This is a genomic window from Enterobacter cloacae complex sp. IR5401 (assembly GCF_049238425.1).
Lineage (GTDB): Bacteria > Pseudomonadota > Gammaproteobacteria > Enterobacterales > Enterobacteriaceae > Enterobacter > Enterobacter hormaechei_C.
In genome coordinates this window covers 1-14,560 of record NZ_JBMKHN010000023.1, presented here as the reverse complement: position 1 = coordinate 14,560, position 14,560 = coordinate 1, and the positions used below count along the sequence as shown (strand labels likewise).

Below are 14,560 nucleotides of genomic sequence, written 5' to 3'. Positions count from 1 at the left end.
TCAGCGCTCCTTTTTTGGTTCCCAGACTTTGTAGCCGTTACGTTCAACCTCTGCTTTTGCCGCTTTGGTTTTGCCCGGTTCTGCTATCGAGCGCAGGAGGATTAGCGTTTCAATAGCGAGTGATTCATGCAACATCATCTGTCCTGCCGGTGGGAATTTTACGCCAGATAGCGTTTCGGTTATTGCCTTCAGCTCATCGCGCAGTGGGCCAAAATCCGCATCTGAAGCACGGTCAAAAAGATAATCCAGTTTGCGATTTACGTCGCTCAGCCGGTCGGCAACTATTTTCAACCCGGACTCCCGATCACCTGGGCCAGCTTCAATGCAGCGCCGCAGATAATCTGACCGATTACCTCCTGAAACCAGGTCTATATAGGCCAAAAGTTCATCTGATACTTTTGCGGTTATTATTGGCATTCAGTCCTCACATTGTGCATTTTTTAAACAAAAAATTGGGATCTAACAAGCTGAAATCTTAGTATTACCAAAGTAATAAAGCAAACTCATTATAAAACAATGAGTTATTGGGTGTTTTTAATACCTAATTATTACCGAATATTGTTGCTATTTATTTTTTTATCTTTTAAATCAGTATGATAGCGTGATTTATCGCGCTGCGTTAGGTGTATAGCAGGTTAAGGGATAAAAAATCATCTTTTTTGGTAGGGGCGATCTACGTAGGTTAAGGACTAACTGGCTAAAAAGCGTTCAATATTCCGTATTCATGCTTGCATGAATACCAGTACAACAAAAGTACATCAAAATTACATCAAAATTACATCACTTGAAGGTTGACAGTACAACATAATTACATCATTCTTTGGTCATGAGGTAGCCAGTACAACAAAAGTACATCAAAAGTACATCAAAATTACATCAAAATTACATCATTCTAAATGAGGGTACTATGAAGCCCAAAAGTATCAGGGCGGCACTTCAGTTGATGTTGCCGGAAATAGAAGAAATGCTGTCACTGGGAGTTTCCAGGGAGGAAATTTATAAGGCAGTTTCTGAACGCTTCGGCCTGGAAGGTGTGAACGTTCGTAGCTTTGATACGTCCCTATATAGAGCGCGGCAAATCCGGAAAAATGGAATGCACAATACACATGAAAGGATGCCGAACAATGATGATAGTGTATTGCACAATACACAAAAAGGAGGTAGCGAGAAAGGTGCAGAGGAAAGTGTATTGCACAATACACAAACGCCGCCTGAGCCTGAACCGCAAGGAAGTGAAAAAAAAGAAAGTCCCGGCATTATTGATAAAGAGTTCTTCAATAAAATCAGTGAAGATTTCGACCCTAAGATGTTCAATAAAAAATTCTGAGGTGATTTATGAAAGTAGCGGTAATTAATTACAGTGGCAGCGTTGGTAAAACCTTAATTTCATCCTACCTGTTAGCCCCGCGTCTGACTGGAGCAAAATTCTATGCGGTTGAAACTATCAACCAGTCTGCTTCCGATCTGGGGATTGAGAATGTTTCCATTTTTAAAGGTGATGACTTTTCACGGTTGATTGAAGATATTGTTTTTGAAGATGCCGGGATTATTGATATTGGTGCGTCAAACGTAGAAGCGTTCCTGATGGCAATGTCCCGCTTTGACAGTGGCGCGAATGAATTTGATAAGTATGTAATCCCGGTTACGCCTGATAATAAGGCCATTGATGAAAGCCTGAAAACAGCACATACGTTAAGTAAGGCAGGTGTAAGCAGCGATAAAATCATCTTTGTTCCAAACCGCATTAGTCCAGATAGTGAAGTAGAGGATGTACTGGCGCCGGTATTTGAATTTGTCAAACGAACGAAAGTTGGCAAAATCAGCAAGAAATCTGTTATTTATAACAGTGAAGTTTTCGAATATCTCGCGTATCACCGTATCTCATTCGAAGCATTGACCGCTGAAGATCCAGAAGAATTTAAAGCCCGCGCTAAACAAACAACGGATGCTGACGAGCGCAAAAAACTGGCCCGCCGTTATACCTACATGAAACAGGCAATTCCTGTTAAAGCTAATCTCGATAAAGCATATGCGGCTTTAATGGGAGAATAAAATGGAAAAGCAGCCAGATAAATTTGAAGTTCTGATGGATTGGTTTTTAGGTGACGCGAAGGAAATCACCGCAAGTCAGAAAGAAATGACTGAGATACTTTCTGCGCTTTCGGAAAAGCTGGCAAAAGACACCGAAAGTTTAGGAGAGACGGCAGACTCTCTTAAACGGACTTTAGTAGAAAACCAGCGTTCAATTAGCCTGGCAATTAGTGATGATGCTAAGGCGCGTGAGGAATTTCTGACGAAGTTCCGCCGCGCGCAGGCGTCCAGAGCTGAGACGTTAACCCGTCAGATCCTTTTTATTACAGCTGGCTGCACTATTGTGGGCGCCGCCGTGGGTGCCGCGATAGCCATAATTCTACTGAGATAATGTAAACCGGGCATGTCCCGGTTTTTTTTCAAGCGAAGCGCGGAGGCCGCAGGCCGGAGGCATTAGTGGCCGCCGCCCGAAGGGGCGAGACGCGTAGCGGCTCGATGCGCAGCACGGCAGAACGGCCCCGCAGGGGTAATGCCCGGTTTAATTCAACGTGACAGTCACGTGGAGGAAAAATATGAATGACCGACAGCGTGAACAAGCCCGTATTCGCCAGGCCCGGCGCCGCGCGCGACTCAAAGAGGAAGGCGCTAGCGTGACAGTCACGCTAACAAAACAGGAAGAAGCAATGTTACAGGAGCTTTGCCGGGTTCGTCGTCCAGGACGAACAGCCTATTCCACGAATGAGTTTTTCCAACTGCTGCTGATCCGAAACTGGCAACAGTGGCAGGAGCAAAAGGCGCAGCTGGGGAAATGCCAGGCTTGCGGAAAGCTGAAAGCGGAGGGAGGTTGCGGCGGCGAACGGCAGAGCGAAACCTTTAACTGCTGGCTAGCCGTCGAAGCAAACGAGCTTAATGTGTAGTGTATTGTGCTATACAGAAATTGCCAAAAGCAGCGCGGAGTAATAACTGAAACGGCCGCGCAGCGGAAAGAAAAAAGCCCGGTCAATCCGGGTTTTTTTCTTTCGGCGGCTCAGTAATCGTCTAGATCTCCGCAGCCCAGCGGGCAACAATTACGCTCAATACCGTGGCTGCAATAATCGTTTTCCCGATCCTGCCGGATTTCTTCCGCGATCTCGTCTTGGGTCAGATAGTCAAATTCACGCCGCGCTACCGCGATCAGTTCTTCCCGATACTCGGCCGGAACGCCAGCAAGATAGCCGTCAATAACCGCGCTCAGGCGGCGCTGATACAGTTCATAAATCAGGCCGCAGCGGGGCTGCTGTTCGCGCGCAAAACTCTCACACTGGCGACGAAAATCTTCAAGAGTCTGCTCAAGGGTTTGTGTGGTCATGTCGTTTGTCCTCGATCTTTCTGTTAAAGACCCGGCTTGGCCGGGTCGTCAGTGCTATTTAGTTTGTTGCAGCAGCTGGTCTAATTTTGCCGCCAGTGCATACGTCGATGTGAAAGCGCCTTGCAGGCGCTGATTAGGCAGCTGGTTGAACGCTTCGAGGCAGGCGCGCAGCAATAATTCTTTCTGAGATTCGACTTCTTTTTTCAGCTGGGAAGGGGTGGTAACAGTGGTCATGCTTACTCCTTAGTGATCCGATACCGGCAATTTTTCGGGTGGCGGTATTGCCTCCCGATGATTTAATTATCGGTGATTACGCCTTTAAAGTCAATACAAGTACGGAATTTATTTACATGTTTTTATGCCCGTCAGGGCATGGAAGGCGACCGCGCCGGACTCCACCGGACACCGGCCGCAAATCGCCGGAAACTGCGGGACTGACCGGAGCAACAGGCCAACCCCCCTTCCTGCTAAGCCATAACCCAGCCCGCCGCCACGCAGCTGCCGCACGTCCCCCACGGGGGTGCGCAGTGGGCGCCGCGCGCCTGCGCGCGGGTACAGCGGCCCGCCTGCGGGTCGCGGCGCCGTACTGCGAGTTAGCGGCCGCCGCGCGGCCGGTTACGGGGGACACCGCACCGTCACGGCCAGCGCCCCGCTGAGCTGCACAATCCACGGATAACACAATAGCGCACTGGCAAAGGATGCCGACGCCTGAAGGGCGTTGGCACCCCGAAGGGGCGGGGCGAGACGGGAACCGGCTCGATGCGCAGCACAGCAGAGCGGCCCCGAAGGGGTAACGCCCTGTGTGGCATCAGGATTTAGCGCAATGGCAGAACATGAGCTGGAGAGATCACCGGCAAGCAGCAGCAAAGGGGCGGCGCAGCCGCCCAGATGGCTGTTTGCCGATACCGGCGATTAATTAGAGCGGTGTTTAATATCCCCCGCGTGGCGGGGGACTAGGTTTCAGCAAGTCATGTTAAATACGTGTCCGTCATGTAAACTGAAATCCCCAATAAACAGATCCCGCGCATAGGCTACGATGTCAAAATATCGGGCTACGGATTCAGGAATTTCATTCAGTAGACCGCTATCATTCAGGTATTCCTCTGCAAAAGTTTCTTCGTCCTTAGCTTCGCCCATATAGGCATCTCTAAACAGGTCGAAATCAGTGCTATTAAACAGATCAACAAAGGCCACAAACGCCGCTTCGTTTCCTTCCTCGCGGGCTTGTTTAAAGCCGTTAATAAAATCCCAGTTGATATGGCACTCTGACGCCATATCAGACGGAATACCCTCCCAATCCTGGAACATAAATTCTGGATCAGCCTCATTTGCGTGTAACTCGCGGCAGCGCTCGTAAAACTCCTCTGAGCTATCAAAATCGGTCAGATCGAGCCAGGCTCCCGCAATGCTTCCGCAGTTGTATTTATGGTAAGTGCCAACATAAACAGAAGGGGTCGTAATATCAGTCATGGTGTACTCCTTAAAGCGCCGATACCGGCAATTTTTCGGGCGGCGGTATTGCCTCCCGATGATTTAATTATCGGTGATTACGCCTTTAAAGTCAATACAAGTACGTAATTTATTTACATGTTTTTATGCCCGTCAGGGCATGGAAGGCGACCGCGCCGGACTCCACCGGACACCGGCCGCAAATCGCCGGAAACTGCGGGACTGACCGGAGCAACAGGCCAACCCCCCTTCCTGCTAAGCCATAACCCAGCCCGCCGCCACGCAGCTGCCGCACGTCCCCCACGGGGGTGCGCAGTGGGCGCCGCGCGCCTGCGCGCGGGTACGGCGGCCCGCCTGCGGGTCGCGGCGCCGTACTGCGAGTTAGCGGCCGCCGCGCGGCCGGTTACGGGGGACACCGCACCGTCACGGCCAGCGCCCCGCTGAGCTGCACAATCCACGGATAACACAATAGCGCACTGGCAAAGGATGCCGACGCCTGAAGGGCGTTGGCACCCCGAAGGGGCGGGGCGGCCGCTTGCGGCCGGGCGAGTCCGGCGCAGGGTGTGGCCTGCCAAGCGGAGCGCGGAGGCCGAAGGCCGGAGGCGTTAGCGGCCGCTGCCCGCGTAAGCGGGGCGAGACGGGAACCGGCTCGATGCGCAGCACAGCAGAGCGGCCCCGAAGGGGTAACGCCCTGTGTGGCATCAGGATTTAGCACAATGTCAGAACATAAACTGGAGAGATCACCGGCAAGCAGCTGCAAAGGGGCGGCACAGCCGCCCCGATGGCTGTTACTTGTCTTTGTCGCGTAGCACTTTGATTAGGCCGGTTACGGCCGTAATCAGAGCGGCCAGCGAGGTGATGATTTGCGGTAGGTTTTCGAGGATGGTAGAGGTCATATAGCACCTGTAGAGAAGTTGGCGGGGTGTCGTTTCCGACGGCCGCACTGTAACCGGGCGAATAAGGCAGGTTGTCAACAGCTTGAGCGAAGCGTCTGTTGACAACCTGCCGCGCCCGGTTTCACTGCGGTCATAGGCGGAACGACCCACGCCAACGGAACGGCTTTATGACCGGGCAGCTGAGATACCGGCGAACCTGGCTGGCGGCTGACGCCAGCCGCCAAGCGCCAGCGCGGAGGGCGAAGCCCGGAGGCCAAGCGGAGCGCGGAGGCCGAAGGCCGGAGGCGTTAGCGGCCGCTGCCCGCGTAAGCGGGGCGAGACGGGAACCGGCTCGATGCGCAGCACAGCAGAGCGGCCCCGAAGGGGTAACGCCCGGAGTCTGCCGCTGTTTATCTCTCGTTCCATCTGAAATCGGCGGTAAGGCCATTAAAAGGGTCAGTTTATCAGGGGGGCGTTAGCCCCCCATGTTGTTAATCATCAGGCAATATCGTCTTTGTAGCAGGCATAACCGAAGCTAAGCTCTGTTTTCATATAGTGGCGGGCAAAGTCCCAGGCATCGTGGCCGAAGTCCTCATAATCTGCCAGGACGATTTCGCGGGCTTTGTGCCATTGCTGTACGGAAGAAAGCGGCAGAACAGGGCAGGGAAGCGACCAGTCAGTGACGGTGTTGCAGATCATATCTGCCAGACGCTCCAGGGAGCCGTAAACCAGCTCTGTGCGCAGATCCGCCACCATGCGTTGTTTACGCAGTGATGCCAGATAATCAATCTCTTTGGTTATATCAGAATTTAAGCGGGTCTGGTAATCCATGATGTACTCCTTTGCGCGCCGATACCGGCAATTTTGCGGGCGACGGTGTTGCCTCCCGATGATTTAATTATCGGTGATTATGTCCTCAAAGTCAATATAAGTACGGAATGTGCATACAAAATTTTATATCTTGCAAAGCGTTCATAGAGTGCCTGAATCGCTTTCTGACAGCCTCAATAAAAAAGGCGGGGATTACCCGCCTTTTTTCTTACAGCTGCTTACGTGGCTTTTTACGCGTCATATACAACGGTATCGCGCAGTCTACCGCGTACAAAAAGCACGCCAGCGCGCCGCAACCGTACAGAAACGCAAGCGGCTTATTATCGAAGTAGCTGAAAACCCCTGTCGCCGCACACAGGCCCAGAACAGAGACGCAGGCGCAGGTGATCTGCACCAGATCCCTGTATCCCGCACGAACGATAAACCAGGGCAGGGCAAGCGCAGCGGCGCTAAAAATTAATGCGAGAGGGACAAAAACGAGATAGTGATACATGTGAACTCCTTGATGGTTGCCGATACCGGCGATTGTTCGGGCGGCGGTATTGCCACCCGATGATTTAATTAGAGGTTTTGCGCGTCCAGGAGATTGACCTGAGCCGGGGTAACGTGAAACTTTTCCCCTTTATGGATCACGTTATGCGGGGCGCTAATTTCATCACTGATAAAGCTAACCGGGTAACGTTTTTTACCGCAAATCCGCTCGCTAAACCACGCCACTTTTGCCGCTGGCCGATCCACTGGATGAACAATCACACCGGCCATGCTGCAACCCGTTGCGGGTTCGTCCAGCGTAATGCTTACCGGGACTGTATCCCGGTAAAAAAACTTAACCGGCGGCACACCTGCCTGCGTAGCGGCTGCGACAACTGCAAGCCCGATAACCGCTATCCGATTAATAAGCATTTTATTCCCCTTACTCATGCTGATATCACCTTGCCAGCTGTTACCAGTTTACGAAATTCGCTTTCATGAATTTCACGCCCATGCTCAAGCGTTGAATACACGTTGCCGATAAGCCAGTTACCAGCCGTTTTTGTCTCGGTATACCACCATGCTTCTGTCAGAGTAAGCAGCGGTTCGCTATCCTCGCCCTTCTCATAGATCCAGATTTTAGTGACGTCTTTACCCGTTTCGTTGCTGCCCTGAATGGTAGGGTCAAAGGTATGTTCAATCTCTATATCGAAGTAACGCTGAAGGAAGTTAGTAAAGTGCATGACGACTCCTGTAAGCGCCGATACCGGCAATTTTTCGGGTGGCGGTGTTGCCTCCCGATGATTTAATTATCGGTGATTACGCCTTTAAAGTCAATACAAGTACGGAATTTATTTACATGTTTTTATGCCCGTCAGGGCATGGAAGGCGACCGCGCCGGACTCCACCGGACACCGGCCGCAAATCGCCGGAAACTGCGGGACTGACCGGAGCAACAGGCCAACCCCCCTTCCTGCTAAGCCATAACCCAGCCCGCCGCCACGCAGCTGCCGCACGTCCCCCACGGGGGTGCGCAGTGGGCGCCGCGCGCCTGCGCGCGGGTACGGCGGCCCGCCTGCGGGTCGCGGCGCCGTACTGCGAGTTAGCGGCCGCCGCGCGGCCGGTTACGGGGGACACCGCACCGTCACGGCCAGCGCCCCACTGAGCTGCACAATCCACGGATAATGCAGGAGACGAATCATGATAGGAGGCTGAAGGGGAAATGAGCGGCAGCAGGGGAAGGGGTTGCCAAGCGGAGCGCGGAGGCCGCAGGCCGGAGGCGTCAGTGGCAGCTGCCCGCGTGAGCGGGGCGAGACGCGTAGCGGCTCGATGCGCAGCACAGCAGAACGGCCCCGGAGGGGTGACGTCCGGGGGTTCGCTTTTAAAGATTTTCGACCACATCAGTAAATCGTAGTGACACCATGAAGCAAAAGTATCGTGCAGACCAGAATCAACAACAGTAACAGCAGACCTTTTTTTCGACGTAATAAAACCGGCCCCAAAGCGCCCGCAAGAAGCACACTCAACACGATTTCCGTTATGCTAATCGTATTCATAATCTCTCACGTTTCCCTTTTTAGAACTCTGCCACACACGGATAAAACCTTATAACAAAGCAACAAAACCCGTTATTCAGACACGGTAATGCCTAGTTTTTTTGCCAGAATTTCAGATGACAAAGAAACCCTTATCGACTTCCCGGTTACAAGGTGAATGATTGTGGCTTCATGCCCTTCAACAGAGTGGGATATTAACTCACGCTGAATGATATGCGTCTCTCCATCATTTCCCGTCACGGCTATTAGGCTCTCTGTAGAACAGGGGTTGATACTACTAATGTTGGTGTTGTTTTCGGTTTTGTTCAGCATCGCTGATCCTCAAATATCGGTTTGTGTTACGTCTGCCGCTTTGCGCTGGATAAGCGACTTAAAGAAATCCGACGCCTTCAGAATATCGCTATCCTGGAAGTCGGGAAATGTCGCTTCTGTCAGCTCCTGCGCCGTACCTGCCCGTATAACGGTTTCATCGCGGATCATCGTTCGCTTAACGCCATCAGCCTGTTTTTTGCTGAAGGAGTGCCGGAAAATAATCGCGTATTGGCCGCCGCTATCCTGATGAACAGAAGTATCCCAGCGATGATTACCCTGTTTACGATAGTGGTGATAGATTTGCTGGCCGTAGCGCTCCTGATCGGAATTACGGTAATCGAACATTAACAGTTCCAAAAGCATTAACCGATCTGGCAATTGCCAGGCGGTAGGGTGTTGAAGTGTCGCTAACATAGTTTCCCCTGAGCGTGACAGTCACGATAAGGCGGGCTTTGCCCGCCTGGTTATCAGTTAATCAATGGCACGATAAATACGATTCTGGCTTTCGTTCTCCAGCGTATTAACGTACTCCCGCAACAGGTGATACCGGTTAGCCATCGTTTCGTTCAGTTCGGCTTTGCCTTCTTCATATGCCAGCCCGCAAAAGTAACTGTAGGCATACAGACAAACAATAATCCCTACTTCGCGCGCGCTGCATTCACCTTCAAAATAGTTAGGTAACGAGAGCCAAAGAGGTTGGGGCGCTTCCATAAAAAACGCGCCATTGCTGGCCTGAAGGTATTCCCAATACCCTCCCTGGTAGTCTTTAGCGTAACGATTCAGAAAGGACTGAATGAAGTGATCTGCGCTGAAGAAAGCGCCACGAAATGCCGCAGGCATGAAGTTCATGCGGGCGTTTTCAGAAATGTAGCGGGCGGTGATTTCGATAGTTTCCATGATACTTCCTCTTTAAGCCGATACCGGCGATGGTTAAGCGGCAGGCACATCACCTGCCACTTTTTAATTATCGTACAATGGGGCGTTAAAGTCAATACAAGTACGGATTATATTTACCTAATTTTATGCCCGTCAGGGCATGGAAGGCGACCTCGCCGGACTCCACCGGACACCGGGGGCAAATCGCCGGAAACTGCGGGACTGACCGGAGCGACAGGCCACCCCCCTCCCTGCTAGCCCGCCGCCACGCGGCCGGTTACAGGGGACACTGAGAAAGCAGAAAGCCAACAAACACTATATATAGCGTTCGTTGGCAGCTGAAGCAGCACTACATATAGTAGAGTACCTGTAAAACTTGCCAACCTGACCATAACAGCGATACTGTATAAGTAAACAGTGATTTGGAAGATCGCTATGAAGGTCGATATTTTTGAAAGCTCCGGCGCCAGCCGGGTACACAGCATCCCTTTTTATCTGCAAAGAATTTCTGCGGGGTTCCCCAGCCCGGCCCAGGGCTATGAAAAGCAGGAGTTAAACCTGCATGAGTATTGTGTTCGTCACCCTTCAGCAACTTACTTCCTGCGGGTTTCTGGCTCGTCAATGGAAGATGGCCGCATCCATGATGGTGACGTACTGGTTGTGGATCGCTCGCTGACGGCCAGCCACGGCTCAATCGTAGTCGCCTGCATCCATAATGAATTTACCGTGAAGCGGCTACTGCTGAGGCCCAGACCCTGCCTGATGCCGATGAACAAAGATTTTCCTGTGTACTACATTGACCCGGATAATGAGAGCGTTGAAATCTGGGGAGTGGTTACGCATTCCCTTATCGAGCATCCGGTATGTTTGCGCTGATTGATGTCAATGGCATGTACGCCAGCTGTGAGCAGGCATTTAGGCCAGATCTGGCAAACCGAGCAGTGGCCGTTTTATCCAACAATGACGGCAACATTGTGGCCCGTAATTACCTGGCGAAGAAAGCGGGCCTGAAAATGGGCGATCCGTACTTCAAAGTCAGACCCATAATCGAGCGTCATAACATCGCTATTTTTAGCTCTAATTACACTCTCTATGCCTCCATGTCGGCCCGGTTCGCGGCCGTAGTTGAGTCCCTTGCAAGCCACGTCGAACAGTATTCAATCGACGAGCTTTTTGTTGACTGCAAAGGGATAACGGCCGCCATGAGCCTTGACGCTTTCGGGCGCCAACTGCGCGAGGAAGTCAGGCGACACACAACGCTGGTATGCGGGGTCGGTATTGCCCGTACTAAGACGCTGGCGAAGCTGTGTAACCACGCTGCAAAAACATGGCCCGCTACTGGCGGGGTGGTTGCTCTGGACGATGGCGCCAGACTGAAGAAATTAATGAGCATCCTGCCGGTTGCGGAAGTCTGGGGCGTCGGCCATCGTACAGAGAAAGCACTCGCCACAATGGGGATCAAAACGGTGCTGGATTTAGCCAGGGCAGATACGCGCCTAATCCGTAAGACGTTTGGTGTTGTGCTTGAAAGAACGGTACGGGAGCTACGCGGCGAGGCTTGCTTCAGCCTGGAAGAAAACCCTCCGGCGAAGCAGCAGATTGTTGTATCGCGCTCATTCGGCCAACGCGTAGTAGCCCTGGCGGATATGCAGCAGGCGATCACCGGATTTGCAGCGCGCGCAGCTGAAAAACTGCGTAATGAGCGGCAATACTGCCGCGTCATAAGCGTCTTTATCCGCACCAGTCCTTATTCAGTGCGTGATACACAGTATGCCAATCAGGCAACCGAAAAACTGACGGTGGCAACCCAGGACAGCCGCACGATAATTCAGGCGGCACAAGCCGCGCTGGCGCGGATCTGGCGGGAAGATATTGCGTATGCAAAAGCAGGGATCATGCTGGCCGATTTCAGCGGAAAGGAGGCCCAGCTGGATTTATTCGACTCTGCTACGCCTTCAGCTGGCAGCGAGGCGTTAATGGCTGTTCTCGATGGCATAAACCGGCGTGGCAAGAGCCAGCTGTTTTTTGCAGGCCAGGGCATCGATAACTCCTTTGCCATGCGCCGTCAGATGTTGTCACCTGATTACACGACAGACTGGCGCTCGATACCAACAGCAACCATCAAATAATTACCGGCGCCGCACGCGGGCCGGTCAACCCCTCAACCGGCCGAAACGAGTTTCGGCGCGGTTTCGCGGTTTTCGGTAAAAGGCGTTTCATCTGTATAAAAGATCAGCTAAATTATGTGTATTGCACAATACATATATGTGAGGTTAACAGTGAATTTGCCTACGCCCGAAACCTACGATGAACTTCAGAGAGCCTACGATTTTTTTAATGAGAAGCTATTCAGCAACGAGCTGCCGCCATGCCTGATAACGTTGCAGCGTGAGAAGCGAACGTATGGCTATTGTTCCTTTAAGCGTTTCGTCGGCCGTGAGAGTGGGTACACGGTAGACGAGATCGCTATGAATCCGGTGTATTTCTCGATCAGAACCATAAAGGCCACGCTTTCAACACTGGTGCATGAGATGGTTCATCAGTGGCAATTCCATTTTGGCGAGCCTGGCCGCCGTGGCTATCACAACAAACAGTGGGCGGCCCGGATGGAACGGGTAGGACTAATGCCTTCTGATACCGGCGAACCGGGAGGCAGGAAAGTGGGCCAGAGCATGACCCATTATATTATTGCCGGTGGCCCTTTCGATATGGCCTGTGATGAACTGCTGACAGGCCATTTCCGGCTTTCCTGGATGGACAGGTTTCCGCCTTACCAGCCTAAGCCTGGCGCTGTGCTAAGCCCTACAGGAAAAGGCTATATTGACGACGAGGAAGATGATAGCGAACACGAACAGGAGGTGGAGGAAGGGCGCGACCCGGTTGAACTCGACGACGAGATCATAGAGGCCATGCGATTTGTAACCCCGCCGCCTGAAGCGCCGGTGAACAAAACAAACCGGGAAAAGTACAGCTGCCCGGTGTGTCATATCAATCTCTGGGGTAAACCGGGGATAGTGGTTTACTGTGGTGGCGAGCACTGTAATAAAGCCGCGTTAGTAGTCTTAAAATAAAGTCCTTGCGGACTTTATTTTTTTTCCATTTCCGAGGTCGTGATGTTATTAATGCTGTACTTCGCGGCTTCTTTTAAAACAGTTTCAGCAAGGCTTGCTGGTATCCAGACCTGAACTAATTTTAATGGTTCGCCGTTCTCGGCTTTAAGAGTGGTGTTCTGGTACAAATCCCAGATTCGCTTAACGGTGCTGGAAATGTTTTGCTTGGAACGGCCTACTCGCGTGGCTACGTCTGATGATTTCTCACCTTTGACAAGCACGGAATAGCCAATATCTGTTGTGATGTGTGCAAAGGAAGCCATTTGCGGCAGCAGCTGTTTCCATTCTGTTTCTGAAATTCTGTTTTTCTGAGCCATCTGTGGCGCCTCCGTAGTTTTGGTTACAGAAAGGATATACTCAGAATAAACTGGGGTCAATACAAGTACGATTTTTATAAACTTTATTTTATTTGAGGGTGAGGCCCGGTGCGGCAGCAGCGCGGGCCTCGATGGTGCCGCGAAGGTGCTGGCGCCATGCTTGGATTAAAACATGAACCGTGAAGAACTGCGAAACTTGTTTTCGCGGTTCTGAGGGGTTGACCGAGCCGCGAAGCGGCGCTGGTAAGCGATGATATGCACATATCCACAGGCATATTTTTAAAAGGTATTTTATAGATTTTTTATCTTTTTAAAGTCTTTTAGAGCTATATAACTCATTGATTTAAAATCATAAATAAGTGTTATCTCTGGGAATCCGCCCACCTTGTTATGGGAATTGGCCCACCTATCTATGGGAAACACCCCACCTTACTATGGGAATTAGCCCACCTTGTTATGGGAATTGGCCCACCTTAGACGAAACTGTAAAAAATGTATTTACTTGTTTGAACTTTGTGGTAGTGTGGAGAGTAATTTTTAACCCACAAAGGCAAGGCTCATGGATAAGTTGCTGAACAAAAAGATAAAAGTTAAGCAGTCTAACGAGCTTACCGAAGCTGCTTACTACCTCTCGCTAAAAGCAAAGCGCGTTCTCTGGTTATGTCTTATGCAGACGTATTTCACAGCTTCAGTAAGCGAAGATGATGATGAGATGGCTGTACTCGGTGACTCTACTTTCAAAGTAAAGGTGGCTGACTATGAGCAAATTTTTCAGGTAAGCCGTAACCAGGCTATCAAGGATGTTAAAGAAGGCGTGTTTGAGTTAAGCCGTTCTGCGGTAATCTTTTACCCGAAAGAAGGGAGTTTTGACTGCGTCGCGCGCCCCTGGCTAACAGAGGCTGGCAGCCGATCAGCTCGTGGTATCTGGGAAATCGAATTTAACCATAAACTCCTGCGGTACATTTACGGCCTGACGAACCAGTTCACCACCTACTCGCTCCGCGATTGTGGCAGTCTTCGAAATCCACGGACGATCCGCCTTTATGAAAGTCTTGCTCAATTCAAATCTTCAGGCTTATGGGTTACTACTCATGCTTGGTTAAATGACCGTTTCCTTTTGCCGGAATCCCAACAGAAGAACTTGGCAGAGTTGAAACGATCTTTCCTTGATCCTGCACTCAAGCAGATAAATGAGAAAACACCTTTACTTGCTAAGTATAGTATTGATGATTCAGGAAAATTTCTGTTCTCAATAATTGATAAGCAAAATCCCGTCTGACATAAATCAGCACACATGAGCCTGTCATTTGACAAATTTTTGTCATGAAGATGGGCGAATTTCCACACAGCACCGGCGCCCGGCAAGGTGGGCGGATTCCCACAC

General features: G+C 51.2%; 20 protein-coding genes. 8 read left to right on the top strand and 12 right to left on the bottom strand.

The features are described 5' to 3' along the window. Entirely contained in the window at positions 1-417 is a 417-nt protein-coding gene (locus ACOTX1_RS21910; protein WP_001749975.1) for a hypothetical protein, read from the bottom strand. A gap of 490 nt (positions 418-907) precedes the next feature. Between ACOTX1_RS21910 and stbA the strand changes: the two genes are divergently transcribed. The 4 genes from stbA (at position 908) to ACOTX1_RS21890 (ending at position 2,948) form a co-directional block, all read left to right on the top strand. Next, entirely contained in the window at positions 908-1,327 is a 420-nt protein-coding gene (gene stbA, locus ACOTX1_RS21905) for a plasmid stabilization protein StbA (RefSeq protein ID WP_001749974.1), read from the top strand. A gap of 8 nt (positions 1,328-1,335) precedes the next feature. Beyond that, positions 1,336-2,052 (top strand): StbB family protein, encoded by a 717-nt coding sequence (gene stbB / locus ACOTX1_RS21900; protein WP_001749973.1) that lies wholly within the window; start codon positions 1,336-1,338, stop codon positions 2,050-2,052. Between the two features lies 1 nt (position 2,053). Then, complete coding sequence (gene stbC, locus ACOTX1_RS21895; RefSeq protein ID WP_000414913.1) at positions 2,054-2,422, top strand: plasmid stabilization protein StbC; 369 nt, start codon at positions 2,054-2,056, stop codon at positions 2,420-2,422. Between the two features lie 181 nt (positions 2,423-2,603). Beyond that, the gene (locus tag ACOTX1_RS21890; RefSeq protein ID WP_000999874.1) at positions 2,604-2,948 is read left to right on the top strand and encodes a hypothetical protein; all 345 of its coding nucleotides are present in this window, start codon (positions 2,604-2,606) and stop codon (positions 2,946-2,948) included. Positions 2,949-3,058: 110 nt separating this feature from the next. Here ACOTX1_RS21890 and ccgAII read toward each other — a convergent pair whose 3' ends face one another. The 10 genes from ccgAII to ardB form a co-directional block, all read right to left on the bottom strand. Beyond that, positions 3,059-3,379: a protein CcgAII gene (gene ccgAII / locus ACOTX1_RS21885; RefSeq protein ID WP_001749971.1), complete on the bottom strand. Its 321-nt coding sequence runs from the start codon at positions 3,377-3,379 to the stop codon at positions 3,059-3,061. Between the two features lie 54 nt (positions 3,380-3,433). Further along, the gene (gene ccgAI / locus ACOTX1_RS21880; RefSeq protein WP_000214483.1) at positions 3,434-3,613 is read right to left on the bottom strand and encodes a protein CcgAI; all 180 of its coding nucleotides are present in this window, start codon (positions 3,611-3,613) and stop codon (positions 3,434-3,436) included. Positions 3,614-4,339: 726 nt separating this feature from the next. Further along, on the bottom strand, positions 4,340-4,849 hold the full coding sequence (locus ACOTX1_RS21875) for an antirestriction protein ArdA (protein WP_000129958.1): 510 nt from the start codon (positions 4,847-4,849) through the stop codon (positions 4,340-4,342). 1,352 nt (positions 4,850-6,201) lie between these two features. After that, positions 6,202-6,534 carry a hypothetical protein gene (locus tag ACOTX1_RS21870; protein WP_012561126.1) on the bottom strand — a complete coding sequence of 111 codons (333 nt, stop codon included), beginning with the start codon at positions 6,532-6,534 and terminating at the stop codon, positions 6,202-6,204. A 208-nt stretch (positions 6,535-6,742) separates the two neighbouring features. After that, complete coding sequence (gene ccgC / locus ACOTX1_RS21865) at positions 6,743-7,027, bottom strand: protein CcgC (RefSeq protein ID WP_001750002.1); 285 nt, start codon at positions 7,025-7,027, stop codon at positions 6,743-6,745. A gap of 68 nt (positions 7,028-7,095) precedes the next feature. Further along, positions 7,096-7,437 (bottom strand): hypothetical protein, encoded by a 342-nt coding sequence (locus tag ACOTX1_RS21860; RefSeq protein WP_015344948.1) that lies wholly within the window; start codon positions 7,435-7,437, stop codon positions 7,096-7,098. Between the two features lie 14 nt (positions 7,438-7,451). Next, the gene (gene ccgD, locus ACOTX1_RS21855; RefSeq protein WP_000545925.1) at positions 7,452-7,748 is read right to left on the bottom strand and encodes a protein CcgD; all 297 of its coding nucleotides are present in this window, start codon (positions 7,746-7,748) and stop codon (positions 7,452-7,454) included. Between the two features lie 885 nt (positions 7,749-8,633). Continuing rightward, positions 8,634-8,873, bottom strand: coding sequence for a hypothetical protein (locus tag ACOTX1_RS21850; protein ID WP_000932975.1), 240 nt, complete (start codon positions 8,871-8,873; stop codon positions 8,634-8,636). Between the two features lie 9 nt (positions 8,874-8,882). Next, positions 8,883-9,287 (bottom strand): antirestriction protein ArdAB regulator ArdR, encoded by a 405-nt coding sequence (gene ardR / locus ACOTX1_RS21845; protein WP_000881513.1) that lies wholly within the window; start codon positions 9,285-9,287, stop codon positions 8,883-8,885. 57 nt (positions 9,288-9,344) lie between these two features. After that, positions 9,345-9,770 carry an antirestriction protein ArdB gene (gene ardB / locus ACOTX1_RS21840; RefSeq protein ID WP_000447669.1) on the bottom strand — a complete coding sequence of 142 codons (426 nt, stop codon included), beginning with the start codon at positions 9,768-9,770 and terminating at the stop codon, positions 9,345-9,347. Between the two features lie 414 nt (positions 9,771-10,184). Here ardB and mucA point away from each other — a divergent pair, with 414 nt between their 5' ends. From mucA to ACOTX1_RS21825, 3 genes are all read left to right on the top strand, one after another. After that, entirely contained in the window at positions 10,185-10,625 is a 441-nt protein-coding gene (gene mucA / locus ACOTX1_RS21835) for a translesion error-prone DNA polymerase V autoproteolytic subunit MucA (protein ID WP_000861760.1), read from the top strand. Continuing rightward, positions 10,613-11,878 (top strand): translesion error-prone DNA polymerase V subunit MucB, encoded by a 1,266-nt coding sequence (mucB, locus tag ACOTX1_RS21830; protein WP_001749980.1) that lies wholly within the window; start codon positions 10,613-10,615, stop codon positions 11,876-11,878. The genes mucA and mucB overlap by 13 nt, the downstream gene beginning before the upstream one ends. A 150-nt stretch (positions 11,879-12,028) precedes the next feature. Further along, positions 12,029-12,820, top strand: coding sequence for a SprT-like domain-containing protein (locus ACOTX1_RS21825; RefSeq protein ID WP_001452808.1), 792 nt, complete (start codon positions 12,029-12,031; stop codon positions 12,818-12,820). Positions 12,821-12,834: 14 nt separating this feature from the next. Here ACOTX1_RS21825 and ardK read toward each other — a convergent pair whose 3' ends face one another. Continuing rightward, positions 12,835-13,176, bottom strand: a complete 342-nt coding sequence (gene ardK / locus ACOTX1_RS21820) for an antirestriction protein ArdAB regulator ArdK (protein ID WP_000057569.1) — start codon at positions 13,174-13,176, stop codon at positions 12,835-12,837. 559 nt (positions 13,177-13,735) lie between these two features. On the opposite strand from ardK, the gene ACOTX1_RS21815 reads away from it, so the two are divergent. Then, positions 13,736-14,455, top strand: coding sequence for a replication initiation protein (locus ACOTX1_RS21815; protein ID WP_001749982.1), 720 nt, complete (start codon positions 13,736-13,738; stop codon positions 14,453-14,455). The last annotated feature ends 105 nt before the right edge of the window (positions 14,456-14,560 follow it).

Coding starts and splice junctions, on each gene's coding strand:
- ACOTX1_RS21910 (WP_001749975.1), bottom strand. CDS start 417: ATGCCAATAATAACCGCAAAAGTATCAGATGAACTTTTGGCCTATATA.
- stbA (WP_001749974.1), top strand. CDS start 908: ATGAAGCCCAAAAGTATCAGGGCGGCACTTCAGTTGATGTTGCCGGAA.
- stbB (WP_001749973.1), top strand. CDS start 1,336: ATGAAAGTAGCGGTAATTAATTACAGTGGCAGCGTTGGTAAAACCTTA.
- stbC (WP_000414913.1), top strand. CDS start 2,054: ATGGAAAAGCAGCCAGATAAATTTGAAGTTCTGATGGATTGGTTTTTA.
- ACOTX1_RS21890 (WP_000999874.1), top strand. CDS start 2,604: ATGAATGACCGACAGCGTGAACAAGCCCGTATTCGCCAGGCCCGGCGC.
- ccgAII (WP_001749971.1), bottom strand. CDS start 3,379: ATGACCACACAAACCCTTGAGCAGACTCTTGAAGATTTTCGTCGCCAG.
- ccgAI (WP_000214483.1), bottom strand. CDS start 3,613: ATGACCACTGTTACCACCCCTTCCCAGCTGAAAAAAGAAGTCGAATCT.
- ACOTX1_RS21875 (WP_000129958.1), bottom strand. CDS start 4,849: ATGACTGATATTACGACCCCTTCTGTTTATGTTGGCACTTACCATAAA.
- ACOTX1_RS21870 (WP_012561126.1), bottom strand. CDS start 6,534: ATGGATTACCAGACCCGCTTAAATTCTGATATAACCAAAGAGATTGAT.
- ccgC (WP_001750002.1), bottom strand. CDS start 7,027: ATGTATCACTATCTCGTTTTTGTCCCTCTCGCATTAATTTTTAGCGCC.
- ACOTX1_RS21860 (WP_015344948.1), bottom strand. CDS start 7,437: ATGCTTATTAATCGGATAGCGGTTATCGGGCTTGCAGTTGTCGCAGCC.
- ccgD (WP_000545925.1), bottom strand. CDS start 7,748: ATGCACTTTACTAACTTCCTTCAGCGTTACTTCGATATAGAGATTGAA.
- ACOTX1_RS21850 (WP_000932975.1), bottom strand. CDS start 8,873: ATGCTGAACAAAACCGAAAACAACACCAACATTAGTAGTATCAACCCC.
- ardR (WP_000881513.1), bottom strand. CDS start 9,287: ATGTTAGCGACACTTCAACACCCTACCGCCTGGCAATTGCCAGATCGG.
- ardB (WP_000447669.1), bottom strand. CDS start 9,770: ATGGAAACTATCGAAATCACCGCCCGCTACATTTCTGAAAACGCCCGC.
- mucA (WP_000861760.1), top strand. CDS start 10,185: ATGAAGGTCGATATTTTTGAAAGCTCCGGCGCCAGCCGGGTACACAGC.
- mucB (WP_001749980.1), top strand. CDS start 10,613: ATGTTTGCGCTGATTGATGTCAATGGCATGTACGCCAGCTGTGAGCAG.
- ardK (WP_000057569.1), bottom strand. CDS start 13,176: ATGGCTCAGAAAAACAGAATTTCAGAAACAGAATGGAAACAGCTGCTG.
- ACOTX1_RS21815 (WP_001749982.1), top strand. CDS start 13,736: ATGGATAAGTTGCTGAACAAAAAGATAAAAGTTAAGCAGTCTAACGAG.